Origin of the sequence: Agarivorans albus (assembly GCF_019670105.1) — a bacterium.
Classification (GTDB): Bacteria; Pseudomonadota; Gammaproteobacteria; order Enterobacterales; family Celerinatantimonadaceae; genus Agarivorans; species Agarivorans albus.
Map to the genome: position 1 here is coordinate 1044018 of NZ_AP023032.1, position 25436 is coordinate 1069453.

Below are 25436 nucleotides of genomic sequence, written 5' to 3' on the forward strand. Positions count from 1 at the left end.
GAGATTTATGAAGGCAGCCACAAGGATAGGGCAAATAAAAATGCGCTGGCAGCAGGCTACGGCTTGGCAAAAAGCTGGGGTGTATTTTGTAATAGTCTTTATGCTTTATGTTTTGCTGTCACTAAGCTTGTTACCTTGGGTGATCAAGCAGCAAGTAGAAAAGCAATTAACCGTTCTCACCGGTCACACTGTGACTCTGCAACAAGCAGACTTTCATCCGCTTAAGCTTTCATTAACGCTGCGCCACTTTGCCATTAAAGAGCTTGATGAGCAGCAAGCCCAGCCTTTGGCGAGCTTCGAGCGCCTCTATGTAGATTTCACCTTAAGCTCTTTATTCTACTGGAGTTGGAATTTTGAAGCCTTAGAGTTAGACGGTTTGTTCTTCCACCTTAGCCGACTAAAAAATGGTGCACTAAATGTAGACAGTTTGTTTCCTAATACTGGCGAACCACAAGAGGCTGAACCTGAAAATAGCGAACAAGCTAGCGTTCCTCGCTTACGGGTTAAACAATTTATGTTGCGCAACGCTCAATTAAAGCTGAGTGACTACCTGCCAGAGCAAGCTGTAGATTTCTCCATTTCTGATTTTGATTTATTGCTTAACGATTTTTATACCCAAAGAACCGGTGATGCGGCTAATGCTTATCGTATTGAAGCGCAAGTAGGCGAGCAGGGCCGTTTGGCGTGGAGTGGTGAAGTGGATTTGCCAGCTTCTCAAGTATCGGGTCAATTTTCTTTAGAAGAGTTTCAGCTGCCGCGGGTTTTTGCTTTTTTACGCCCTTATACCGATTTGCGAATCAATCAAGGCGCGGTAACACTTAGCACTGATTATTTAATTGATTACCAACAACAGTTTCAGTTTATTACCAAACAAGGCCAGCTGAGCATTGAACAATTTGAGCTGAGCGCTTTTGAGGAAACTCGCGCTAAGTTCGAACAGCTCTCGCTCACTAATGTTACTTTTGATTTGAACCAGCAACACCTGAGCTTAGGGGATATAGGCCTCAATCAAGGTTTACTTGCTGCCAACTTTGACCAGCACTCTCAGCTAGATTGGCTCTCGTGGTTTCATTTTGAAAAGCTGGTGGCTGAAACTCAAACGCCTGAAGCTCAAACTCCTGAAGCTGGCGAGAAAAGTGATGCTACACCGGCGGTTGAACAGGAAGAACCGGCTACTAGTGAGTCACCTTGGGTGCTTAGTAACAACAGCATTAAGGTGAATGATTTTGAACTAAGGCTAGGTGAAGCTTGGTTAGGTAGTACTAAACAGCATCAATTATTGTTACAAGCGCTTAGCCTTAGCGGGTTCTCTAGTGATATGCAGCAAACCACGGAATTAACGCTTGATGCTAGTTTGTACCAGCAGAGTCCACTCAATGCAAAGTTAGCCTTTAGTGGCCCAGAGCAGCGTTTAACTGGTCAAGTAAGCCTTAGCCAATTGGCGCTAACGCAACTTGAAAAATGGTATTCCCCCTTTGTTCGCTTAGATATAGACAGTGGCCAACTGGCCTTAAGTAGCGAGTTAGATATGCAGCTGGCAGACAGCTTTGCTCTTACTAGCTCTAACGGGCGTTTGGCCTTATCGCAAGTGAATCTGGCGGTGCCACAACATCCAGAAAACTTGCATTGGCTGGCGGCCAATGATGTTGTTGCCGACGGTATAGGTGTCAATCTAACTAAGCAAACCGTTGATATTGCGAGTCTTAGCAGTGAAGCCTTAGAGTTTATTGCCAGCCTCGATGAGCAAGGCAACTTGGACATTATTGAATACCTAGGTTTTGCAGCAAGTAAAAACAGCGAAAACAGCCCAACCGACATCGAACCTGAGCCGCAAAGCGATCAAATCTCAGGGTCTGAGTTAACGGGTCTCGATGAAGCCAGTGACGTTTCTTCAGATGCGCAAACTAAGCCAGAACTTGCACAAAATGCAGTGGCAGCAGAAGAAACTGACGCTACTGCACGTGAAGAGCAAGCAGAGTGGTTGGTTAGCATTGCCCAGTTAAGCGCGGCTGATTCACGTTTTAGTTTGAGCGAGATGTATTCTGGGCAAGAGCTTAAGCACCAACTAAACGCCCCTTTAATTGAGCTTTCAAATATAAGCTCAGATATGAGTTCTTCGATGACGCTAGCCGCCAAGCTACAAGCCGAGCAGGGTGGGGAGCTTACTATTGATGGGGAAATTGCACTTGCCAATAAACAAGCTGATTTAACGCTTAAAGCTACACAGTTTGGTTTGGCTTTTTATCAAGCCTACTTAGCGCAATACACTGAGTTAAAACTAGAGTCGGCCAAGTTTAATACCGACATGCAAGTGCAATTAGATTGGCAAGAGCAATTTGGATTGGCTTTAAAAGGCTCGCTCAGCATTGATGAACTGCATTTAAAAGACGCAAGGGCGCAGTCCGATTTACTCAAATGGTCTGAATTCAATCTTAGCCAATTGGATCTAGATACTCGTCAACGCAGCCTTGCTTTGGGTGAGCTCAACTTTATTCAACCCTACTTCTTAATTGAGGTATCAGAAGACTTTTCCACTAATTTGGCGGGAATTGTAAAGTCACCCGAAGAGGGTGAAAGCTCGGTTGAGCAGCAAACCGAACAGCTTGAGGAACAAGCCAGTGAGCCAGTAGCTGCAAATGATTCAGCAAGCTGGCAAATTAGCATTGCGCAAACGCAGTTTAGCCAAGGTTTGGTCGACTTTGCTGATTACTCCTTAGACCCAAACTTTGCCGCCAAGATTGAAAAGGTAGAGGGTAAAATTGGCAGCTTAACTCAAGACGCTAGCCAGCCTGCTGAAGTAAGTCTAAGCGGTGAAGTGGACGGTTATGCTCCGGTAAGTTTTGCTGGTGAAATTGCCCCTCTTGCTGCAGCCCCTGCTTTTGATGCTGCACTAGATTTTAAACATTTAGAACTTACTCGCTTAAACGCCTATTCGGGCACCTATGCAGGCTACGTGATTGAGCGTGGGCAAATGTCTTTAGCCCTGGCTTATAAACTTAAGCAAAGCCAGCTACAGGGAAGCAATCAAGTTTACATAGAGCAACTGCAATTAGGGAAACGCACCAATAGTGAGAAGGCTACTTCGCTACCGGTGGAGCTTGCGATTGCGCTACTAGAAGATGACCAAGGCGTGATAGACCTAGGTTTAGAAGTTAGCGGCGATGTAAATGATCCAGACTTTAATGTCGGTGGACTAGTGTTTAAGGCCTTAGGTGGCGCGCTGAAAAAAATCGTTACCTCACCCTTTGCCTTGATTGGTTCGCTAATTGGTAGTGACGAAACCTTAAATGAAGTGAGTTTTGTTGCTGGCAGTAGCGAGATTGAGCAGCAACAGCTTACTCAACTTGGCCAATTGGCCGAAGGCTTAAAAAAACGCCCGCAGCTAAAAATTGCTTTAGTTGGCTCCATCGATCCAGCTCAAGATATTCCAGCCCTCAAAAGACAAGCGCTCGCTGAACAGCTTAATCAACAGGCTAATTTGGATATAGCGCCGCAAGATATCAGTTTAAGTGCAGTACTCGAGAACCGCAGTTTACGAACTGCTCTTGTTAACTTGGCACAAGTTAACATAGAAGAAGCAAGTCGTAATGAAGATCGCCAGCAGTTAACCCAAAGCTTGCAAGAGCAAGAGCAGCTTAGTCCCGAGCGTTTAAATCAAGAGTTACACAGCTTGTGGTATCAACGATTGGTTGACCAACAAACCCTTAATGATGGCGATTTAGAAAGCTTCGCAGAGCAACGAGCGATTGCGGTGAAAGATGTTCTAACCGAACAAAACGAATTAGCCATTGACCGCGCTTTTGTACAGCGCCAAGCGCTCGACAAGCAAAGCGGCAAGATGCTGGTAACCTTAAGCATTATTGCTGATTAATCGCGAAAGCTTGTTTTAAACCCTGTTCGGGCGATAATGTCACTGATTTTGTAAGGAAAAGCAGTATGCAAAAGCTCCTACTCGTGGCCGAACACAGCGATTTTATAGTGGTGAATAAACCCAGCGGTATTAACTTTCATACCGAGTCTGGCGAGTTGGGGCTGGTTGAGTTGGCGCGCCAACAATTTGCCTTAGACTTATGGCCAGTACATCGCTTAGATAAGCTAACTTCTGGCTTGTTACTGCTAGCCAAAAATAAGTCGGCAGCTGCGCGTTTTCAAGAGCTGTTTAGCCAAGGCTTAGTCAATAAATTCTACTTAGCTTTAGCCTCTAACAAACCTAAAAAGAAACAGGGCTTGATTAAAGGCGATATGCTGAAAGCGCGCAACGGAAGTTGGAAGCTTGGGCATACTAACGATAACCCGGCGATTACCCAGTTTTTTAGTTTTGCGCTGTTACCCAAACGCCGTTTGTTTTTGTTAAAGCCTCATACTGGGCGTACTCATCAGTTGCGGGTTGCCCTTAAAAGTTTAGGTGCGCCAATACTGGGTGATACGCGTTATGGTGGCGAAGCGGCAGAGCGAGGTTATTTGCATGCTTTTGGCCTGCAGTTTAATTGGGGTGAACAGTCTCTTCATTATGCTGCTTTAGATAATCTTGATGGGGATTTTGAGCGTTTTGAAATAGCCGAAAAAATTGGCAGTTTAGCTAAGCCTTGGGAAGTGGCCTTCCCGCAACTTAAGCGCAGTTAACCTAACAGCTCTTGTCGTTTCTTAAGCCCAAAAAAAGAGCCGCATAAAGCGGCTCAAAGCTTAGGGGCTGTTGATCTTTGCTGATGGCTTTTGCAGCAATTTATTAGCCATTTAGGTAAGGCAGTGAGTGTGCAGTTAAGTGAGCTTAATAATCACTCGCTAACGCTGAATAAATGGCTAAGAAATGCTGCCCGAAGGGTTCGTATAAGCGAACTTTACTCTCTGTTAAGCACTTCTTGCTTAGCCCACTAGGCTTCTAAGTGCTCGCCGCGATTAAAGCCCGCTTATCTCGCACAAAATTTCAACACCAAAGATCAACAGACCCTAAGGATGATATTAGGCTTCTTTGGCCGAATTTAGTTTAGTAATTTCGTCTAACTCTTCATCCAAATCGTCTTCACCAATGCCTTTTAGTTTGGCTATTAGCAAACCGGTAATCACTAAGGTAGTCACTACCCCTGCCACCGTCGAAATAGTCATTGGTAGCCCAAAGCCCAAGGTGCTTGAGTTTAGGATGAAGGTCACCACTACTGTTGTCATAAACATGGCGGGAACAGTGGTTATCCAGTGGAATTTGTCATTACGCAATAAGTAAGCGGTTGCCGTCCATAACATCATTACAGCGGTTGTTTGGTTAGCAAAGCCGAAGTAGCGCCAAATTACTCCAAAATCTACTTGAGTAAGAATGCCACCAATAATGAAAATTGGCAGGGCAATCATTAAGCGGTTTTTAACGGGTTTTTGAGACAGGTTAAAGTACTCTGCCAAAATTAAGCGGCTTGAACGAAACGCTGTATCGCCAGAAGTAATAGGCAAAATAACCACACCTAAGAAAGCTAAGATACCGCCAAATACACCCAGTAAACCAAATGATGCGTCGTAAACAACTTTACCTGGCCCACCGCTGGCAACAGCTGCTTGTAAACCTTCCATCGAATTGAAGAAAGACAGCGCAATAGCACACCAAATCAAGGCAATGACACCTTCGCCAATCATTGCGCCGTAAAATACAAAGCGGCCATTTTTCTCATTCTCTACACAACGAGCCATTAACGGTGATTGCGTAGCATGAAAGCCTGAAATTGCGCCACAAGCAATGGTAATGAATAAGGCTGGCCATAGCGGTAAGTCATTTGGATTCATGTTGGTGAACATTTGGCTGACTTCAAAGCTGCCCATAACTTGGTGCTCACTCGAGAAGGCTACTGCGGTAATTAGGCCTACCGACATAAAGATAAGTAATGCACCAAACAGTGGGTAGAAGCGGCCAATAATTTTGTCGATGGGAACGATAGTGGCAATGATGTAGTAAACAAAAATGATACTAACCATAGTTCCTAAACCAAGGCTGATGCCAGCTTGGTCGTTAATAAGGTTAGTTAGCATGCCTGCTGGAGCGGATACAAATACTACGCCTACCAGTAACAGCAGCACAATGGCAAAAATATTCATGAAGTGGCGAGCGCTTTTACCTAGGTAACGCCCAGATAATGCCGGTACCGATGCACCGCCATTGCGAACCGACAGCATGCCTGAGAAGTAGTCGTGAGTTGCGCCAGCAAAAATACAGCCTACCACAATCCATAACATCGCCGCTGGGCCGTATAAGGCACCCATTATAGGACCAAAAATAGGTCCTACACCGGCAATGTTAAGCAGCTGGATTAAATAAACTTTTTTCTTCGACATTGGCACAAAGTCCACACCATCTTGCTTCGCGTAAGCGGGTGTTTGTCGCTGTTCTTTAATGCCAAAAACCTTCTCTACAAAGGCGCCGTAAATGAAGTAGCCGCCGAGCAACGCTGCGACGCAAAATAGAAACCAAAGCATGTCATCCTCTCAGTACTTAGTTGTAATCAAGGCCAGTGTATTTATTCGCAAGTAGCTATTCAGTAGTCGCTTTGGTGAGTGGTGCTATTTCTTGGTAAGTGGTCGAAATAGCACTTAAGTGGTGTTGATTAATTTAACAATGTTATAAGCCAAAATGCTCTTTAATCGCTTTGAAGTAGCGACGACTTACCGGCTAATTGCTAACCGTGCGCCACTTATAGTAAACAGCACCGCTTCTTGGTAAGTGGTCGAAATAGCACTTAAGTGGTGTTGGCTAATTTAACAACGTTATAAGCCAAAATGCTCTTTGATTGCTTTGAAGTAGCGACGACTTACCGGTAACTGCGCACCACTTTTAGTGAACAACACCGCACCGCCATTATCTTCTAAAGAGATTTCGGAAATGGCTTCCACGTTAACCAAGTGTTGGCGATGGCAACGTAACAAAGGGGATTTGTCTTCAAGTACTTTTAGCGTTAGCTGGGTATGGTAGGTGCCATTTTCGGTGGCAACATGCACACCGCTTATATCGCTTGAAGCATGCTCGATATCTTCTAAGCGGATCAGTTTTACTCGTTGTTGGTAATAACAGGGTATTAATCTAAGTTGTTGCTCTTTGAGCATGGTTTGGTATGAGTGATTAACTGCCGCATCGGCTTCGGTTTGCTTGATGGAGGGCAAGCGCTCTTTTAGGCGTTTAATCGACTTACACAAACGTTCCGAGTCAATCGGTTTGAGCAAGTAATCCACGGCATTTTGTTCGAAGGCATCCAGAGCAAATTGATCGTAAGCGGTCACAAATACAATCGCTGGCGCATTGTCACTGTCAATCATATTCGCCAGTTCTAAACCGCTAATTTGTGGCATTTCTATGTCTAAAAACAATACCTCGGCTTGCAGTTGCTTAAGGTGCTTTAAACACTCTATGGCGTTGCCAAATTGCGCGACGACTTCAATTTCAGGGTAGCTTTGCAGCATCTCCTGAAGCTCTTCTCTGGCTAAGGGTTCATCGTCGACAATGATTGCTCTCATTGGTTAGGCTCCTTGGGCAGTGAAATAATCACCCGAGTATATTGGTTTAGCTGGCATTCAACTTGTAACGCGAATGATGCACCAAAGGCATTACGTAAGCGAGTATCCACAATATGCATGCCTAATCCTTCGCTGGTGGCTTGCTCTGGTTTTTGATAGAGGCCGGCGTTGTCTTCAACTACCAATTGTTTAACTCCATTGTTTAGCCGGCTATAAATGGTGATTTTGCCGGTTTCAAGTAAATGGGCTGTGCCGTGTTTAATAGCGTTTTCCACTAAAGGTTGCAGGGTAAAAGTGGGTAGTTCAAGTTGCATAAATGCTTCGTCGATGTCTTGTTTTATCACCAAACGATCAGCAAAGCGTACTTGCTCAATATGCAGATAAGCATTTACATGTTCTAGCTCGGCACTCACCAAGCTGGTTTGCTGATTGCGTTTTAAGTTAATCCGCAAGAACAAGGCTAAATCAGCAATGAGCTGACGGGCAGAGCTGGCGTCGCGTTTTACCACCGCGCTGATAGTATTTAAGGCGTTAAACAAAAAGTGTGGGTTAATTTGGGCGCGCGCCAGTTTTAGCTCAGCTTCGGTGAGTAGTTGTTGCTGTTGCTGAACATGGCTATCACGTAATTGTTCGGCAATCACCTTGGCAATACCTTCGCCTAAGGCGCGGTTAATGTGTAAAAACAAGCGGCGTTTCGACTCATAGAGTTTCACTGTGCCAATCACATCGTTCTCGCTGCCGCGAATCGGCACCACTAATGATGAGCCTAGTGGGCACTTATCGCTGGAGCTGCATTGATATGGCTCTTCAACACCGTCGGCAAATACTACTCGGTTTTCGTTAATTGCTTGGTGAGTTTGTTTGGATGCAATAGGGCGACCCGCGTGGTGGTGATCACTTCCTAAGCCTTTAAAAGCTAAAACCTGTTGGGTATCGGTAATAGCGACCGCAGAAACCCCGGTTTCTTCATGAATGATATTGGCGATACGTACCGCATCTTGTTGTTTGAAGCCTTGGTGAAAGATACCCACCATGCGTTGCGCAAGGTTAAGCGCTTTAGCTGAAGAATGACTACTAAATTTGTCATAAAGCCGGCGGCGGTCGCGAATCATCATCATGAATAAAGCGGCGCCAACAGAGTTGGCTAAAACCATAGGAAGGGCGATAACTTCTACTAAGGCTAGTGCCTGCTCAAAGGGTTTAGCAATCAGCAAAATTAGTAACATTTGCAGGGTTTCGGCGATTAAGGTTGCAACAAAGGCAATAGTGGGCGAAAACAAATGTTCGTTGTGCAAGCTGCGCCTGCGGATCCATAAATGAAATAAGCCGCCAACTAAACCTTCAAGGGTGGTTGAAACCGCGCAGGCCACGTCGGTAAACCCGCCCATAAAGTAGCGATGCATGCCTCCGGTAAAACCTACCAGCAAACCCAGCACTGGGCCGCCAAATAAACCACCAAGCACGGCGCCAACTGCGCGAGTATTGGCAATGGCGTCGTCAATCGCCAAACCAAAATAGGAGCCTAGAATACAGAAGCCTGAAAACAAGCAATAAATGGTGAGCGTATTAGGTAAACGTGGCGATAGATTAGTAAGCGGGAGAAAGGCTGGCGTTTTACTCAGCAAGTAGGCAATGACCAGAAAAACGCTCATTTGTTGGGCTAAAGACAATAGCAGGGAAAAATCACTCAATATCATCAGCTATTAAAGCCTCGCTAGTTGGCGAAAGGATATCTGGCATTCACAGTAGATAGCAGCATATTAGCATACTGTTTACAGCAACTAATAGGACTTACCAAAATCGCTGGTAAAGCTCTTAACAAGCTGGTAACGCTTGACCGCTTGCAAATGGTGCAAGCACTGGTATTGTGATGGGTTTCTATAATAATTAATCCCAAAATGGGAAAGGAAATGTGTGGCTAAATCCGCCACCGGAGTAAAAGAGCAAATGCAAAAAGATCCAATTAACGATATTCATATCTCGTCAGAACAAGTCCTTATCACACCAGAGCAGTTACGCGAGAAGCTTCCAGCTTCTGATGAAGCATTACAATTTGTACTGCAGTCGCGCAAAACTATCGCCGATATTTGCCACAAACGTGACTCACGTTTATTGGTTATTACTGGCCCTTGTTCTATTCACGATTTAGAACAGGCGAAAGAATATGCTTCGCGCCTGAAGAAACTTCACGATCAATATAGCGATCGCCTATTTATCGTTATGCGGGTGTATTTTGAAAAGCCTCGTACTACCGTAGGTTGGAAAGGTTTCATCAACGATCCGCACATGGATAACTCTTTTGATGTGGAAACTGGTCTTCATAACGCCCGTGAACTGCTAACTTGGACCGCCGAGTTAGGTTTACCTGTGGCCACCGAAGCGCTAGACCCAATTAGCCCGCAGTACCTATCAGAATTGTTCTCTTGGGCTGCTATTGGTGCACGAACTACTGAGTCACAAACTCACCGTGAAATGGCCAGTGGTTTGTCTATGCCTGTTGGCTTTAAAAATGGTACCGATGGCAACTTAGGTACAGCAATTAATGCAATGCAATCGGCTGCTCACTCGCACCGTTTCATGGGCATTAACCAACAAGGTCAAGTGTCTTTGTTGCAGACTCAAGGTAACCCAGATGGTCACGTTATTTTACGTGGTGGTAAACAGCCTAACTATGATTCAGTAAACGTGGCACTGGCTGAGCAAGCAATGGAAAAAGCTGGTTTAGCACCTACCCTAGTAGTGGATTGCAGCCACGCTAACTCTAGCAAGAACCACGAACTTCAGCCTTTGGTTGCGGCTAACGTGATTAATCAAATTGAAGAAGGCAATAAATCAATTATTGGCTTAATGTTAGAAAGTAACTTGGAAGCGGGTAACCAGCCAAGTGAAGCACCTAAATCAGCACTTAAATACGGTGTATCAGTAACCGATGCGTGTATTGATTGGGATGCAACTGCAACGTTGATCGACAAAATGTTCAACGAACTTGGCGACAGCCTAGCTAAACGCCTAGAAAAATAATAACGGAAACAACATGGTTCAAGCTCTAAATCTTTTACGTGACCAAATCGATGAAGTGGATCAACAGCTTCTAGATTTGCTACAGCAACGTATTCAGCTGGTTCATAAAGTAGGTGAAGTTAAAACCCAGCACGGTTTACCTATTTATGCACCGGACCGCGAAGCAGCCATGTTGGCTAAGCGTCGCGCCGAGGCTGAAAGCAAAGGTGTGCCGCCAGCGTTAATCGAAGACGTATTGCGTCGAGTGATGCGTGAGTCGTATACCAGTGAAAAAGACAGTGGTTTTAAAACGATAAATCCTGAGCTTGGCAATATTGTTGTGATTGGTGGTCGTGGGCAACTAGGCCGTTTGTTTGTGCAAATGTTTACTTTGTCTGGCTACCAAGTTGATGTCATTGGCAAAGAAGATTGGGATAAAGCCCCCGAACTATTTGCTACCGCCGGTTTAGTGTTGGTTTCTGTGCCTATCAACCTTACAGAGACGGTGATTGCCCAGTTAGGTAATCTGCCTGAAAACTGTATCTTGGCCGACATCACTAGTATTAAGTCTGCGCCGCTAAACAAAATGTTGGCTGTGCACAAAGGTCCAGTAGTGGGCTTGCATCCAATGTTTGGCCCAGATGTACCTAGTCTTGCTAAGCAGGTTATCGTTTACGCCGATGGTCGTGGCGGTGAGCAGTACCAGTGGCTATTGCAGCAAATGGGCATTTGGGGCGCACGTTTACATGCCGTAGAAGCAGAAAGCCATGATAAAGCGATGACTTTGATTCAGTCTTTGCGTCACTTTACGTCTTTTGCTTATGGCATGCATTTGGCGCAGGAAGATGCAGACTTAAAACTGTTACTAGACTTAAGCTCTCCGATTTATCGCTTAGAGCTGGCCATGGTTGGACGTTTATTTGCCCAGTCTCCTGATTTGTATGCCGATATTATTATGGCATCAGAGCAGAGCGCTGCGATGATTAAGCGTTACCACCAACACTTTGGTGAATTGGTTGAGCTGGTAGAGAATAAAGATCGCGAAGGCTTTATTGCGTCTTTTGAACGAGTGAGTGACTGGTTTGGTGATTACTCGCAAGAGTTCTTAAAAGAAAGCCGCAGCTTATTACAGCAAGCTAACGACAGCCGACGCTCTTAGGTTTTGTAGTTAGTGATTAGCCAGCCCTTAGGGCTGGCTTTTTTATGCGCTTTATTAGCTTATTTTTTATAGATGGTCTTCGAAAGCCGCTTGCTGTTCATATTCAGCAATTTTTTGTTTTAACCAGCTCAGCGCCTCACCCTTATCAGTAAATATTTGTACCGTTTCCCCTGCTTGAATATATATTTGGCTTAAATGCCATTTAGCAAGCTCTGGTACGCTGGCATGGGTAAGGATTAAGGCGGTGGCAACTCGACCACGTTGTTTTTCAACTTTTAACCACTCAATTAATTGGTTTGCTGCATCTTCGGTGTAAAAGGTTTCTCCATGAAATGTGGCTAAAACTCCCCATGGCGAATCTAATAATTGGTCTAATATAGGAGCTGCAGCACCGCCGCTTTCTTCCATTTGTTCAAGATTCCAAGGACCTGTGCCTTCAATCTCCATTATCTGTCCATTAAGTGAAAACTCAATAGAACCATGTGCTTCTCGCAATGCCGTCTCCCACAAACACTAAACCGACGAAATTGTATTGGCTTGTTAGTTTAAGTTAATGCTAGATCTCCAGTTCAGCAAGTTTCAGTTAACGAATTCGACTAATTTATAATCCCAACAAAATTGAGAAAAAGCTGAAGCTGTTAACCAAAAGCCGCTTGGGCATTAGCTATAAAGCTCCTTAGTTTATGGAAATGCTGGCAAATTGTGGGTTAGCTAAAGCTGCGATTCACCGAGATAACAAAAAAACTGGTTTATTTAGCCTATTCATTGCGCCTAACTATGTTTATTCCCCGCTATATTGGTTAAAATTGCGCGTTTTTGGTACTTCGACGTAGGTCATTGCAGGATGTTTGAAATTAATTCGGTGAACAACTCACTAGCAGATATTAAAGAGCGCACAGAAGTGCTCCGGGGGTATCTTTGACTACGATGCAAAAGCAGAGCAGTTAGAAGAAGTCAGTCGCGAATTAGAACAACCAGAAATTTGGAATGACCCGGCGCGCGCGCAAGCCTTAGGCAAAGAACGCTCAGCGCTAGAGTTGGTGGTAAAAACCATCGACAACCTTACTCAAGGCATCGAAGATGTCGCTGGTTTGGTTGAGCTGGCGGTAGAAGCAGAAGATGAAGAAACCTTCGAAGAAGCTCAAGCCGAGGCCGAAGACTTAGTTAAACAGTTAGAGAAGCTTGAATTTCGCCGGATGTTTGCCGGTGAGATGGATGAGAGCGATTGCTACATCGATATTCAATCTGGCTCTGGCGGCACCGAGGCTCAAGACTGGGCCAATATGATGCTACGTATGTATTTGCGTTGGTGTGAAGCTCACCAGTTTAAAGCTGAGTTAGTTGAAGTCTCTGATGGTGATGTTGCTGGCATTAAAGGCGCAACGATTAAAGTAAGTGGCGAATATGCTTACGGCTGGCTAAGAACAGAAACTGGCGTGCACCGTTTGGTACGTAAGTCTCCCTTTGATTCTAGTGGGCGTCGTCATACCTCGTTTGCATCGGCGTTTATCTACCCAGAAATTGATGACAGCATTGAAGTAGACATTGACCCAGGTGATTTGCGCATTGACGTATACCGAGCCTCAGGCGCGGGTGGTCAGCACGTAAACAAAACCGAATCGGCGGTGCGAATTACCCACTTGCCTACCAATACAGTGGTGCAGTGTCAAAGTGGTCGTTCGCAGCACAAGAACAAAGACGAAGCTATGAAGCAGCTTAAAGCTAAGTTGTTTGAGTTAGAGTTGCAAAAACAGAATGCCGAGAAAAAAGCGGCGGAAGACAATAAGTCGGATATTGGCTGGGGCAGTCAAATTCGATCTTATGTTTTAGATGATTCAAGAATTAAAGATCTTCGAACCGGTATTGAGAACCGTAATACTCAAGCCGTGTTAGATGGTGATTTAGATAAATTTATAGAAGCTAGCCTTAAGTCAGGGCTGTAACGAGCAAGGTTTTCACATGTCGGAACAAACAGAACAAAGTCTGGAACAAGCAGCACAAGAAGAAAATAAACTGATCGCAGAGCGTCGCGCTAAGTTAGACAAAATTCGCGAAACTTGCTCGGCTAACGGCCACCCAAATGACTTTAAACGTGAGCACCTAGCTGACGATTTACAGCAACAGTTTGGCGAACAATCTAAAGAAGACCTCGAAGCTGCTGGTAACGTAGCCGCTATCGCTGGTCGTATTATGGCTAAGCGTGGACCATTTTTAGTGATTCAAGATGTATCGGGTCGCATTCAAGCTTACGCGCCTAAGCCGGTGCAAAAAGAGCTAAAGGAAATTGGTGGCTTAGACATTGGCGACATCATTGGTGTTAAAGGTGCGCTGCACAAATCAGGTAAAGGTGACCTTTACGTGAACATGGACGAGTATGCTTTGCTAACTAAAGCCTTGCGTCCATTGCCAGAGAAATTCCACGGTTTAACTGACCAAGAACAGCGTTACCGCCAGCGTTATGTTGATTTGATCGTGAACGACGATTCACGCCAAGCCTTTATGGTGCGCTCCAAGTTGGTAGCCGGCATTCGCCGCTTTATGGAGTCTAAGAACTTCATGGAAGTGGAAACGCCAATGATGCAAGTGATCCCAGGCGGCGCCACCGCACGTCCATTTATCACGCATCACAACGCGCTAGATCAACAGATGTTCCTGCGTATCGCACCAGAGCTTTACTTGAAGCGTTTAGTGGTAGGTGGCTTTGAGCGCGTATTCGAAATTAACCGTAACTTCCGTAACGAAGGCCTGTCGCCGCGCCATAACCCAGAATTCACCATGATGGAATTCTACATGGCCTACGCCGACTATAACGATCTAATGGATCTAACCGAAGAAATGCTGCGCACTGTAGCAGTTGAGGTTCTAGGTTCTTCTTCTATGCCTTACGGCGACGAGACAGTAGAGTTTGCTGGTAGCTACCCACGCTTGAGCATGTTGCAAGCGATTAAGCAATACAACCCAGAGCATGCCGATATTCAAGCTTTAGATTACGACAAAGTGCAAGACCGCGAGCACATGGTTAGCATTGCTAAATCAGTTGGCGTTGAAGTAGAGAAGTTCTGGACTTGTGGCCAGCTACTTGAAGAAATCTTCGGTGAGACTGCTGAGCCTAAGCTAATTCAGCCAACCTTTATTACCGAATACCCAGCAGAAATTAGCCCGCTAGCGCGTCGTAACGACGACAACGCCTTCATCACTGACCGTTTTGAGTTCTTCATCGGTGGTCGTGAAGTGGCTAATGGCTTCTCTGAGCTTAATGATGCAGAAGACCAAGATGCGCGCTTTAAGGCGCAAGTTGAGGCTAAAGATGCTGGCGATGATGAAGCGATGTTCTATGACGCAGACTACATCACCGCTCTAGAGCACGGCTTACCACCAACGGCTGGCCAAGGTATTGGTATTGACCGCCTAGCGATGCTCTTCACCAACACGCACACTATTCGCGACGTGATTTTATTCCCAGCGATGCGTCCTCAAGCTTAAGTTCACAAATAAGCTATTAAAGGCCATACACTTTTTACAGTGTGTGGCTTTTTTTTTGTGCTTTTTCGTTATAGTAGCGATAACGAAGACTAAGCTCATTGAGAGTAAGCTTGGTTTAGTCAAAAGCAATTAGCGTAATTAAGGGAGAAAGGTAGTGAAAATGCTGTTGTCAGGAATAGTAGTGATTGTACTGGTTATAGTTGGGTTTATGGTTTACAAAAACCTTAGCACTCCAAGTGACCTAGGTTTGCAATCGGGTCGATTGGCGCCATTAGCCAGTTCTCCAAATGGGGTGTCTAGTTATGCCGAAGGCGATAAAAAAGTAGCTGCCTTGCCATTTAAAGCCGATTTGAAAAGCACTCAACTAGCCGCCTTACGCGCATTTGCTCATATGCCAAATAATCAAGTCATTAGCCGAGATGAGCAATATGTACACGCGGTTTTTTATAGTCCAACGGTAGGCTATCGCGATGATGTAGAGTTACACTTCGACCAAGCCGAGCAGTTAGTCCATTTTCGTTCTCAATCGCGGGTTGGCTACTCCGATATGGGTATAAATAATCAGCGATATCAAGAGTTTGCTAAGTTATACCTAGAAGCTGAATAATTACCATAAAAGCGTGAGCCAAGTTGCAGTTAGCGCAGCTTGGCTTTACCTAATGGACTTTATTGGCTTAGCTTAAGGGTATTCTCATTGGTAGTTGGTGATGCCGTGAAAGCATGTCTGTTTAGTCTGTTGATTCTTGTAAGCTGTCAATCTCTTGCAAACGAAGTTTCCTCAAAACCCCGTTTTTTGGTGGTTCCCAAAACCGTTACTAATCCCTTTTTTGATGATGTTGAGAAAGGGTGTTTGCAAGCAGCTGCAGAGCTAGATGTTGAATGTGTGTATATTGGCCCTGAAGAGGCCGATGCACGGTACCAAGACCAAATTATTTCTCAGCAAATTGAGCAAGGGCTAGACGGTATTTCGGTATCGGTAATAAATTCTCGGGTGCTTACTCACCGCAGTATGCAATTGGCCAAGCAAAATCAAATCCCCGTGGTTACATTTGATTCTGATTTTTCTGAAAAAGCCTTGGCAGCCGATCCCAAACTACGACATAGCTACATTGGAACCGATAACTTTCAGTTTGGCTTTCAGCTGGGGCGCTTAACCCAAGCTTTAAAACCGCAAGGAGGCTCGTTTTGCATTATTACCGGACACAAGGGCGCAGCCAATTTGGTGGAACGTATAAGCGGGGTGTATGCCGGCTTAGGCTTTAATAATAACAGCGGTAAAAGTGATTTATGGGAAGAGCTTAGTCGCTGCCCAATCTATTCCGATGACGAGGCTCAGCGCTCATTAAATAATCTCGATAGAATGCTACGTTTACATCAATATGAGCCGAAGTTGCTTGATGTAATTATTACTGTTGGTGCGTGGCCACAAACTTTGGAGTTTAAATACTCAGATGTTGTGTCGCCGCATAGTGATAGTTTAGCATCAAAGCGTTTATTGCTTATTTTTGGTGACACCCTCGAAGTACAAAAGCGGCTATTAGCCCAAGGCTTAGCACATGGCAATGTTGGTCAGTCGCCTTACGATATGGGCTACCAATCTATTTATACACTGTATAGCATTCACCAAGGTAAAGCGGTAGAACCATTAATACACACCAAGCTGGAACGTTGTGTATTTGGTCAAATACCTATGTGCCAGTAAACATGTTTACAATCTTTATATTGATAAGCTAACCAGCTTGTTAGACACTGGCGAAAATTTCTACATTAGATCAATCACTTGAATCAAGCTCCAGTCATTTCTGCCTTAGCCAAAAAACTTGGTCATTCCCACTTGCAAGTAACGGGTGAATACTGGCACTTGGCCGATGTATTGTGTTTGCAATCGATGTTGTTGCTGCATGCTCCTTCACTAAAAGAGGGCTTGGTGTGGTGGAGTAAAAGCCTCTCTCTGTTTGATAGAAGTGTTTATGTTGAGGTGAGCGACGATAAGCAAGGTTTAACCCTAAGCTTACAAACCCGTGACTCACAAGTGTTACCTGCTTGGAGTGAACTACTGTTAGATAACCTGTATCAGCAGCTGCAGCAATTCAACAATCCACTGATTACCTGCTATTTTAGTGGTACACGTTTGCAGGTGGCTGCTAAAGCGCTTCCGCTTAGCTTACAGGCTAAATCGGCGAGCCACAGTTTTGCTAAAAAAGTATATTCACTACTATTGCATCAATCGATTGAATCGCCAGACTTACAGTTGCAACTAAAACGCTCTATTCAACGTTCACTTGATAAGCCACTAAACCTAGAGCTTGTGGCTAAAAAAATTGGTTTGTCGACGCGTACTTTGCAGCGGCGTTTAGCCGAGAAGCAGCTTAATTTCTCTCAACTGGTTGAAGATGAGAAGAAGACTTTGGCGCTAAATTTGTTAGCCGATACCCAGTTGCCTATTTCTAATATTGGCTTGCGTTTAGGTTATGACGACCCCTCTAATTTTCACCGCTCATTTCGTCGCAGGTTTAAGTTTACCCCTAGTTTTTATCGCCAGCGTTGTGTGCAAAATCGCAGTCAATTAAGAGCGCAGCCAGTACGTTTACATTATGCGCGTGGACCCATAGGCGAGGCCGAGGAGTTACATACTCAAGAAGGTCAAGTTTGGTTAGAAGTGGATAACATTGCCTTCGAAAAAGTAGTGACCGTTGAGTGTAAAGACAGGGATGGCATATGGCGCCATTACCCGGCATTTTTTGCCGATTTTTTAAGTGATGGCACCGAGCTTTGGTCTACCGCCAACCTGCCGGTTGCTCACCCCTTATGTTTTCGTCTGCGTTATGAAGTAGATGGAGAAAGCTATGTGGATGATAACCAACAGCGGGATTACTTAGTCAGTGAGCGTTTGCTACTAGGGACTCCGGCCTATATCGTGCCCACTCTTAGCATTATTAAAACCGGTTTTGCTTACCAGTTGTTTATTGAGCTTGCTTGCCAATTAGAGCAGGTCAGCAAAATACTTTGTTATCTGGGAGAGCATTCTCAGCCGCTGGCGCTGCAGCAAGTGAGCAGTAATAAACAATACAGTATTTGGACCTTATCCAGCCCTTTTCCTGCGCTCGCCGAGCATTGCCGTTTTAGAGTATTTGACCAACACGATAACGAATTAGCTGAGCAGCACTACCCGCAGCGCTATCAATTTGTTCCTCCATTGCTATAAGCCATAAGCCATAAGCTTACTCTTCAGAAATAGCTACTAAGTTCACAGAATGCTTTAGCTGGCATGCTGCTGCATATTATTTGGCGCCAAGTGACACTACGCGCCATGGGTGTCTGGCTTATTGTTCTCCGCAAGATAACTCATAAAGGAATGAAATATGTTGCGGGGAAGAAATAACATACTAAAACCATTGAATATAGTGGCATTATCAGTTGCGGTGGCGTTAAGTGGCTGTAATTCCGATGAACAGCAGAGTGAAACTACCGGAAGTTATGTGGCATCACCGGAATGGCAAGATCAAATTATCTACTTTTTAATGATTGATCGCTTTAACAATGGCGATCCTAGTTTGAGCGATCAAGGGCAGGGGGAGTTTGACCCAAGTTCAGACAAAAAATTTAGTGGTGGTGACTTAGTAGGCATAGCCGACAAGCTAGATTACATTCAACAGCTTGGTGCCACATCGATTTGGCTAACGCCACCAGTTGCTAACCAGTGGTGGGATAATGAGCAAAATTATGGTGGTTACCATGGCTACTGGGCGAGAGATTTTCAAAAAGTTGATGAGCACTTTGGTGATTTGACCAGCTACCAAGATTTAGCGCGAGAAATCCACGGCCGCAATATGTACCTCATTCAAGATATTGTGACTAACCATGTAGGAAACTATTTCACTTATGATCAACCTTGGGAATACGACTCAAGCTTGCCATGCCAAGGGTTCCGCTTAATAGATAGCCCCTTAGTTGAAGGGCAAGAATTACCTTACCCCTTAAACCAAAACAACTGTAATGAAGATGGTTCTGGGATCTACCACTGGACGCCAAGCATTAGCGACCATAACGATCCTATTCAGGAGAAAAACTGGCAGCTGTCTGATTTAGATGATTTAAATACCGCTCACCCGGAAGTGCGTGCCTATTTGAAAGAAAGTTATAGAAAATGGATACGTGAGGTGGGGGTGGATGCTTTTCGTATCGATACCGTCAAGTTTGTAGAGCACGAGTTTTGGACCGACTTTTTACATGCCTACGATGGAGTAATGGCACAAGCAGAGCAAACAGGGCGGAGCAATTTTCTTACCTTTGGTGAAGTATTCGAGAGCTCAAGTGCTTATAACACCGAAGGTGAGCAAAAAATGCTGAGTTACCTAGGGGATGCAGATAATAAACAACTAGCCTCTTTACTTAACTTCCCCTTGCAAACCACCATGACACGAGTATTTGCTGCCGGACAACCTACCGACTATCTACGGTTCCGTTTAGAAAAAATGATGGAGCTATTTCCTAATCCCTACATTTTGCCCAACTTTATCGACAACCACGATATGCCGCGCTTTTTGTCGCAAGCTAGCCAAGCAGATTTAAAACAAGCGCTAATGACCATGTTAAGCATTCCGGGCATTCCGGTGATTTATCAAGGCACTGAACAAGCAATGAGTGCGAGTCGAGACGCGATGTTTGAGGGAGGCTATCGCGAAGATGGTGAGTCGCTCGACTCCTTCGACAGCGGCAGCGAGATGTATTTGTTTATACAGCAATTAGCGACGCTACGTAGTAATAATCCTGTGATGACGCGTGGAGATATTGAGGTGTTGGCTAGCGACAAGTCGGGTGCCGGTGTATTTGCATTTACTCGTCAGTTAGCGGATCAAGAAGTTCTAGTAATAATGAATACCGCTAATCAACCCATGCTGTTAAACAGGTTGGATCTAGACCAAGCAGAAGGCACGGTATTTGAACAGCAAATTCAAGCTAATTGGATACAAGCACCAGCGGGTTTAGTGGCTGATGCAAACGGTGAAGTAAGTGTTGAACTGCCAGCAAAAGCCGCGGTGTTGTATTTTAAAACGAATACTATTGCAGAAGTAGATACTGCTAATTTGGGCATCAGCCTAGATGAAGATTGGACAAACCGAGTGATTAGCGCTGATACCCAGATAACTGGCCGCGCTCAAGCAAATGCTCAATTGCAATTGGTGGTGAACGGAAACTTAGCCACAGCAACAGACATACAAGTTGATTCGCAAGGGCAGTGGTCGGCCATGTTATCAACTCGACATTTCGCGATTGGTGAGCAGCAGCATCGTTTTGCTATCTATTCACCCGATGAAAAAGCCGGTTTAGCCGACGTGCATTTCACTTCAGATTTAGCTTGGTCTGATACACCTGATCTAAGCATTGATGATAGCAACGATGTGCAAGAAGGAACGGGTGGTCCTAATGGCAGTTACTCGTTGCCAGGTGACCCTAGCTTTGACAAGGTAAACAGCCAGCTAGCAATTAACCAAGCTGAAGTGTACTCCGTAGGAAGTAACATTCGACTTAAACTCACCATGGATAAACTCACCGATACTTGGTTGCCACCAAATGGCTTCGACCACGTAGGTTTTACCGTGTTTATTGATTTACCCGAAGACCAAGGGCCTAGCGCAACCGTTCTACCAAAAATTAATGCCAACATGCCTAGTGGTACTTGGAGCCGAAATGCGGTGATATTTGGCTGGCAAAGCTCTATTTATAACGCTCAAGGTGCCGATGCGGATAATTGGGGGGAAGCAGTAACACCAGCACCAAAAGTGACCGTAGATAAGGCTCAGCAAGCTATCTATCTTGACTTTGCAAGTGATTCTCTTGGTAGACCAAATAGTTTAGACGGTATCCGTTTTTACCTTTCTACCTGGGACCTAGATGGTTTGTCTGCTGTTTATAGGCCACTTGCTGAAGATGCTGGCCCGTGGAATTTTTCTGGTGGCGAGGCTGACCAAGAAAAGATTTGGGATGAGTTGTCTATTATCACTCTTAGTGAATAAGCCACATTGATGATAAAGCCTTCAATGAGTAAGGCTTTATTTACAGCTAAATTGTAATAAATTCAGTGTGTTTCTTATTTTTATTGATCTTGTTATCAATAAATTGATAAAACCTTTTTTCCGTTTATGCTCATCGCTTCTTGCGATGGGCTTTTTACATTCAAGGATCTAAGGATGAATAAGCAACAACTGAAAAGTGTAATGATTAGTGCTGTATTAGGTTTTTCGGGCAGTGTATTGGCACAAGGCAATGGGCACTGGGACTATTCTGGTCATCAAGGGCCTGAGCATTGGGGTGAGTTAGCCCCCGAGTTTAGCCTTTGCGCAAGCGGCAAAAATCAATCACCTATTAATATTGCTGGCACAACCAAAGGTGAGCTGCCAACTCTGGCGCTTAGTTATAAAGCCGCAGGCAGTGAAGTCATCAACAATGGGCATACTATTCAAGTGAATTACCAACCTGGCAGCAGTATTAGCCTTGCTGGGCATAGTTTTGAGTTAAAACAGTTTCATTTCCATTCACCCAGTGAAAACACCTTAAAAGGAAAGTCATTCCCGCTGGAAGCGCACTTTGTACATGCCGATGAAGATGGTCACCTGGCGGTGGTAGCAGTAATGTTCGAGCAAGGAGATGAAAACCAAGAACTGGCAAAAGCATGGGCGCAAATGCCCAAACATGCTGGCGAGCAAGCAGCCTTGCTTGATCCGGTAGATGGATTGGCGCTGTGGCCAAAGAGTCACGAGTACTACCGCTTTAATGGCTCATTAACAACACCGCCGTGTAGCGAAGGAGTCACTTGGTTGGTGCTAAAAAAACCAGTTAGTGCTTCCGAGCAGCAAATTCGAGACTTTACTGCAGTAATGAAACACCCCAACAATCGCCCTGTTCAAGCAGTTAATGCGCGGGTCATTGTTGAATAAATCCGCTAATAGCAATATGCCGGGGCTTTAGTTCCGGCAGTCTCACTGATAGCCAAAATATTCTTTAGATTTAAAATAATACAATTAGTCAATGGCTGGTTTTAAATTTTGCCTAAAACTAGATCTGTATTGATGTATTTCGTGAAATCACTATGAAACCACTATTCGTTGAGTTATTTCTCTGACTATTTATCTATTGTTTATTTTGTTAATAGTTTTATTTGTCATTAATTGAAAAGGAGTGTCACCGATATGAACATCAGTACTTTAGAAAAACTCAACAATAGTAAGCGTGTTAAACCTATTTCTCGATTAAGCCTTAGTGTAGCGGCGGGCTTGTTGGCCTTGTCTAGTTTGCCTGCAGTGGCAGGTTTTAGTACCTCAGGTACTCAACTGCTAGACGCTAACGGGCATGAGGTCATTATGCGCGGGGTAAATCATGCTCACGCTTGGTATAACTATCGCCAAGGCGCGTTTAGAGACATTGCAGAAGCTGGCGCAAATACTGTGAGGGTGGTACTAAGTGATGGTCAGCAGTTCGCTAAAAACGATGCAGAAGACGTGGCCAAAGTGGTTAAGATGTGTAAGTTAAATCGCTTAGTCTGTGTGCTTGAAGTGCATGACGTCACAGGATCAGGTGAAAAAGCTGAGGCTGGCGATTTACAAACCACAGCTGCTTATTGGGTGGAACTTGCAGATGTGCTTAAGGGTGAAGAAGACTATGTGATCATCAACATTGCTAACGAACCCTTTGGTAACAATGTACCTGCAGAAACCTATGTAAATGAACATAAAAAAGCGATAACAACGCTACGAGATGCTGGCTTTACCCACACCATAATGATTGATGCAGCAAACTGGGGGCAAGATTGGCAGGAGATTATGTTAGACAATGCCACAGAGGTTGCTTCTGCAGATTCGTTAAACAACATTATGTTTAGTGTGCATATGTACCAGGTTTACCAAAACCGCGAGAAGATCGAGTCCTACGTATCTACCTTTTTGAGCCGCCACAACATGCCACTAATCGTGGGTGAGTTTGGCATGGATCATCAAGGGCAAGATGTGGATGAAGATGCTATTTTGGCGGTGGCCGAAGAATATAAAATTGGCTACTTAGGTTGGTCTTGGTCTGGTAATACAGCGCCGGGTACATTTGAACTGGATATGACGGTTAACTTCGATGCCAGCAAACTCACTACTTGGGGCAAACGCCTAATCAACGGCGAAAATGGTATTAAACAAACCTCGGTTCTTGCTTCTGTATTTGATGGCCAAGAGCTGCCGGTTGTTCAACAGTGTGATTTTTACGGCACCATTGTGCCTATTTGTTTATACGAAGATGCCGGACACTCTCAAGAAAATGGCGGTAACTGTGTGGGTTACACGATGTGTAGCGAAATACCTGCGGGCTCGGGTGGCATAGTGGATGGTCCTGTTGACCCAACAGACCCAACAGACCCAACAGACCCAACAGACCCAACAGACCCAACGGACCCAACGGATCCTGTTGATCCAAATGCTGCTTGTAAACACGTAGTGGTTAACTCGTGGGAAGGTGGTTTCCAAGGGGCGGTGGTTATCACTAATACTGGCAGCGAACCCATCAATACTTGGCAGGTTAGCTGGGCGTATAGTGATGGTTCAAGCATTAGTAGCTCTTGGAATGCAGAGTTAAATTCTGCCGAGGGATACACCGCTTCTAACCTTGCTTGGAATAGCACTGTTGCTGCTGGGCAGTCAGTTGAATTTGGCTTTACCGGAACCGGCGCGGGCGTGGCTACCGCGGTAACCGGTGGCGTTTGCCAATAGTTGCCGTTATTTAAGTAATAAAAGCCATGTTATGCATGGCTTTTTTCCTTAAGTTTGGATTTAAGCAAGCACCATAGGAGCCGCAACTTGGTCGGCGCTATCTTGATCTTTTAGTTGAGCAATTAAGGCTAGGCTGAATTCAATGGCTGTGCCGGGGCCTTGGCTAGTGATGAGCTTATGGGGTTGATCAACCACTACTCTATCTACACTTAATTGGTTTTGCGGTAGCTGCTGTTGAAAGCCTGGGTGACAAGTTACCGCAGCATCACCCAGTAAATTATGCTCTGCTAGTACTACAGCAGGAGCTGCGCAAATTGCGGCTAACCATTGCTTCGCTTTGCGTTGCTTAAGCATGGCAATGAGTGATTCACAGTCTCGGAAAGCCTCACTACCGGGAACACCACCGGGTAATACCAACATGTCGTAGTCTGCTGCGTCTATTTCACTAATGTGTATATCGGCCATCAGCTTTACGCCGCGAGAGGCAACAATATCTAAGCGTTTGTTGGCTTCTATACTCACTACGTCTACCATAATCTCGGCTCGGCGTAATACATCGATAATGCTTACGGCTTCAATCTCTTCACTGCCAGAGGCTATAGCTACCATCACTTTAGTCATTGTGTTTCTCCAATCGCTGGATCTGTTGCAGCATGTATTGATTATGTGGACAAGCCAATTGATGTTTCGCAGCCTGCTTAACTATATAACCATTAATGTAGCCTATTTCACTAAGGCGTTTGTGGTGTATGTCTTGCTGCATAGAGGAAAAGTTATTGGCAGTTGCTTTCGCTATCTGCAACACCATTTCGTGTAGGTCATCGGCACTTAAATCAAGCTGTTCAGCAGCGGCTACTTGGCTAACTTCGTCGCAAAGTGCGGCAATATCTTTGGCAAAACGTGTATCTAGCAGTTCGCCGTTTCGGCATTGGTGCAATGCAGTGAGAGGGTTAATGCAGCAATTGATTGCCAGTTTTCGCCACAGAGCGGGGTAAATATTGTCTTGCCAACTTGCGCTTGGCAATGCTTGCTCAAGTGTCATCAAATCTTGCGGTTTTGTGGTGTTTTTTAGGTAAGGCCCAACAACCAGCTGACCCAAGCCAGTGTGTTTTAGTTGTAGTTGAGAATCGGTTTTTTCTTCAATAAGCGCGCCATGAGTATTACTGGCTAAATACAATTGCTGGGGGGCTAGTTTATCTATGATCTCATGGTCGGCGCCCATCCCGTTCACCACGAGCATTAGCTTGCAATTGTCGGCTAGCTTAAACGCAAACAACGCTTGTTTTACTTGATGGGCTTTTACACATAGCAATAACCAACGGCAATTGGGCAAGCTGCGAAATACCTTTAAGTTGTTTGTGATGATGCCATATTCAAGGCTATCGAGTTGTAGTGTTAGGTCTTGATTATGCGTTAAGCGTGAGTCAACAAAACACACTTTTTGTTGTTGATGGCTCAACAAGCTGGCCAGTAAGCCACCTACGGCGCCCGCGCCAATAATGGCAAAGTCGTAATAGGGTTCTGCAGAAACAGTCATAAATAGACTCACTAATCTAACA

The 25436-nt window shown here is 44.9% G+C and carries 18 protein-coding genes; 12 read left to right on the forward strand and 6 right to left on the reverse strand.

What is annotated here, in order from left to right; genetic code table 11:
* Positions 1 to 7 precede the first annotated feature (7 nt).
* Positions 8 to 3871: a DUF748 domain-containing protein gene (locus K5620_RS04880; protein WP_221077451.1), complete on the forward strand. Its 3864-nt coding sequence runs from the start codon at positions 8 to 10 to the stop codon at positions 3869 to 3871.
* Positions 3872 to 3936: 65 nt separating this feature from the next.
* Positions 3937 to 4623 carry a TIGR01621 family pseudouridine synthase gene (locus K5620_RS04885; RefSeq protein ID WP_016400350.1) on the forward strand — a complete coding sequence of 229 codons (687 nt, stop codon included), beginning with the start codon at positions 3937 to 3939 and terminating at the stop codon, positions 4621 to 4623.
* A gap of 336 nt (positions 4624 to 4959) precedes the next feature.
* Here the strand turns inward: K5620_RS04885 and K5620_RS04890 are convergent, their stop codons facing one another.
* From K5620_RS04890 to K5620_RS04900, 3 genes are all read right to left on the reverse strand, one after another.
* The gene (locus K5620_RS04890; protein ID WP_016400348.1) at positions 4960 to 6453 is read right to left on the reverse strand and encodes a carbon starvation CstA family protein; all 1494 of its coding nucleotides are present in this window, start codon (positions 6451 to 6453) and stop codon (positions 4960 to 4962) included.
* Between the two features lie 288 nt (positions 6454 to 6741).
* Positions 6742 to 7485: a two-component system response regulator BtsR gene (gene btsR, locus K5620_RS04895; RefSeq protein WP_016400347.1), complete on the reverse strand. Its 744-nt coding sequence runs from the start codon at positions 7483 to 7485 to the stop codon at positions 6742 to 6744.
* Positions 7482 to 9182, reverse strand: a complete 1701-nt coding sequence (locus tag K5620_RS04900; protein ID WP_016400346.1) for a sensor histidine kinase — start codon at positions 9180 to 9182, stop codon at positions 7482 to 7484. The genes btsR and K5620_RS04900 overlap by 4 nt, the downstream gene beginning before the upstream one ends.
* Positions 9183 to 9432: 250 nt before the next feature.
* Here K5620_RS04900 and K5620_RS04905 point away from each other — a divergent pair, with 250 nt between their 5' ends.
* Both K5620_RS04905 and tyrA read left to right on the forward strand, forming a co-directional pair.
* Positions 9433 to 10506: a 3-deoxy-7-phosphoheptulonate synthase gene (locus tag K5620_RS04905; RefSeq protein ID WP_040306856.1), complete on the forward strand. Its 1074-nt coding sequence runs from the start codon at positions 9433 to 9435 to the stop codon at positions 10504 to 10506.
* A 13-nt stretch (positions 10507 to 10519) separates the two neighbouring features.
* The gene (tyrA, locus tag K5620_RS04910) at positions 10520 to 11644 is read left to right on the forward strand and encodes a bifunctional chorismate mutase/prephenate dehydrogenase (RefSeq protein WP_016400343.1); all 1125 of its coding nucleotides are present in this window, start codon (positions 10520 to 10522) and stop codon (positions 11642 to 11644) included.
* 66 nt (positions 11645 to 11710) lie between these two features.
* On the opposite strand, the gene K5620_RS04915 is transcribed toward tyrA, so the two are convergent.
* Positions 11711 to 12139 carry a hypothetical protein gene (locus K5620_RS04915; RefSeq protein WP_215426336.1) on the reverse strand — a complete coding sequence of 143 codons (429 nt, stop codon included), beginning with the start codon at positions 12137 to 12139 and terminating at the stop codon, positions 11711 to 11713.
* A gap of 349 nt (positions 12140 to 12488) precedes the next feature.
* On the opposite strand from K5620_RS04915, the gene prfB reads away from it, so the two are divergent.
* The 8 genes from prfB (at position 12489) to K5620_RS04955 (ending at position 23877) form a co-directional block, all read left to right on the forward strand.
* Positions 12489 to 13587, forward strand: a protein-coding gene (gene prfB / locus K5620_RS04920) for a peptide chain release factor 2 (RefSeq protein WP_215426335.1) whose coding sequence is annotated in 2 segments (ribosomal slippage) — positions 12489 to 12563 and positions 12565 to 13587 — 1098 coding nt in all. Because the reading frame shifts where the segments join, the coding sequence is not laid out codon by codon here.
* 16 nt (positions 13588 to 13603) lie between these two features.
* On the forward strand, positions 13604 to 15127 hold the full coding sequence (lysS, locus tag K5620_RS04925) for a lysine--tRNA ligase (RefSeq protein ID WP_016400339.1): 1524 nt from the start codon (positions 13604 to 13606) through the stop codon (positions 15125 to 15127).
* Between the two features lie 160 nt (positions 15128 to 15287).
* The gene (locus K5620_RS04930) at positions 15288 to 15734 is read left to right on the forward strand and encodes a DUF1499 domain-containing protein (protein ID WP_051147561.1); all 447 of its coding nucleotides are present in this window, start codon (positions 15288 to 15290) and stop codon (positions 15732 to 15734) included.
* A 105-nt stretch (positions 15735 to 15839) separates the two neighbouring features.
* Positions 15840 to 16829, forward strand: coding sequence for a substrate-binding domain-containing protein (locus tag K5620_RS04935; RefSeq protein ID WP_215426334.1), 990 nt, complete (start codon positions 15840 to 15842; stop codon positions 16827 to 16829).
* Positions 16830 to 16907: 78 nt separating this feature from the next.
* Positions 16908 to 18332, forward strand: a complete 1425-nt coding sequence (locus K5620_RS04940) for a helix-turn-helix domain-containing protein (protein WP_016400336.1) — start codon at positions 16908 to 16910, stop codon at positions 18330 to 18332.
* Between the two features lie 157 nt (positions 18333 to 18489).
* The gene (locus K5620_RS04945) at positions 18490 to 21144 is read left to right on the forward strand and encodes an alpha-amylase family glycosyl hydrolase (RefSeq protein ID WP_221077452.1); all 2655 of its coding nucleotides are present in this window, start codon (positions 18490 to 18492) and stop codon (positions 21142 to 21144) included.
* Positions 21145 to 21318: 174 nt separating this feature from the next.
* On the forward strand, positions 21319 to 22065 hold the full coding sequence (locus K5620_RS04950; RefSeq protein WP_016400333.1) for a carbonic anhydrase: 747 nt from the start codon (positions 21319 to 21321) through the stop codon (positions 22063 to 22065).
* A 252-nt stretch (positions 22066 to 22317) separates the two neighbouring features.
* A complete protein-coding gene (locus K5620_RS04955; protein ID WP_016400332.1) occupies positions 22318 to 23877 on the forward strand; it encodes a cellulase family glycosylhydrolase in 1560 nt (519 codons plus the stop codon).
* Positions 23878 to 23937: 60 nt separating this feature from the next.
* Here K5620_RS04955 and K5620_RS04960 read toward each other — a convergent pair whose 3' ends face one another.
* Both K5620_RS04960 and K5620_RS04965 read right to left on the reverse strand, forming a co-directional pair.
* Positions 23938 to 24498, reverse strand: coding sequence for a DJ-1 family glyoxalase III (locus tag K5620_RS04960; protein WP_016400331.1), 561 nt, complete (start codon positions 24496 to 24498; stop codon positions 23938 to 23940).
* A complete protein-coding gene (locus K5620_RS04965; RefSeq protein ID WP_016400330.1) occupies positions 24491 to 25414 on the reverse strand; it encodes a ketopantoate reductase family protein in 924 nt (307 codons plus the stop codon). Before K5620_RS04965 ends, K5620_RS04960 begins: the two co-directional genes overlap by 8 nt.
* Positions 25415 to 25436 lie beyond the last annotated feature (22 nt).

Bases quoted from the DNA above. Each gene is read 5' to 3' on its own strand.
- K5620_RS04880 (WP_221077451.1), top strand. From the start codon at position 8: ATGAAGGCAGCCACAAGGATAGGGCAAATAAAAATGCGCTGGCAGCAG.
- K5620_RS04885 (WP_016400350.1), top strand. From the start codon at position 3,937: ATGCAAAAGCTCCTACTCGTGGCCGAACACAGCGATTTTATAGTGGTG.
- K5620_RS04890 (WP_016400348.1), bottom strand. From the start codon at position 6,453: ATGCTTTGGTTTCTATTTTGCGTCGCAGCGTTGCTCGGCGGCTACTTC.
- btsR (WP_016400347.1), bottom strand. From the start codon at position 7,485: ATGAGAGCAATCATTGTCGACGATGAACCCTTAGCCAGAGAAGAGCTT.
- K5620_RS04900 (WP_016400346.1), bottom strand. From the start codon at position 9,182: ATGATATTGAGTGATTTTTCCCTGCTATTGTCTTTAGCCCAACAAATG.
- K5620_RS04905 (WP_040306856.1), top strand. From the start codon at position 9,433: ATGCAAAAAGATCCAATTAACGATATTCATATCTCGTCAGAACAAGTC.
- tyrA (WP_016400343.1), top strand. From the start codon at position 10,520: ATGGTTCAAGCTCTAAATCTTTTACGTGACCAAATCGATGAAGTGGAT.
- lysS (WP_016400339.1), top strand. From the start codon at position 13,604: ATGTCGGAACAAACAGAACAAAGTCTGGAACAAGCAGCACAAGAAGAA.
- K5620_RS04930 (WP_051147561.1), top strand. From the start codon at position 15,288: ATGCTGTTGTCAGGAATAGTAGTGATTGTACTGGTTATAGTTGGGTTT.
- K5620_RS04945 (WP_221077452.1), top strand. From the start codon at position 18,490: ATGTTGCGGGGAAGAAATAACATACTAAAACCATTGAATATAGTGGCA.
- K5620_RS04950 (WP_016400333.1), top strand. From the start codon at position 21,319: ATGAATAAGCAACAACTGAAAAGTGTAATGATTAGTGCTGTATTAGGT.
- K5620_RS04955 (WP_016400332.1), top strand. From the start codon at position 22,318: ATGAACATCAGTACTTTAGAAAAACTCAACAATAGTAAGCGTGTTAAA.
- K5620_RS04960 (WP_016400331.1), bottom strand. From the start codon at position 24,498: ATGACTAAAGTGATGGTAGCTATAGCCTCTGGCAGTGAAGAGATTGAA.
- K5620_RS04965 (WP_016400330.1), bottom strand. From the start codon at position 25,414: ATGACTGTTTCTGCAGAACCCTATTACGACTTTGCCATTATTGGCGCG.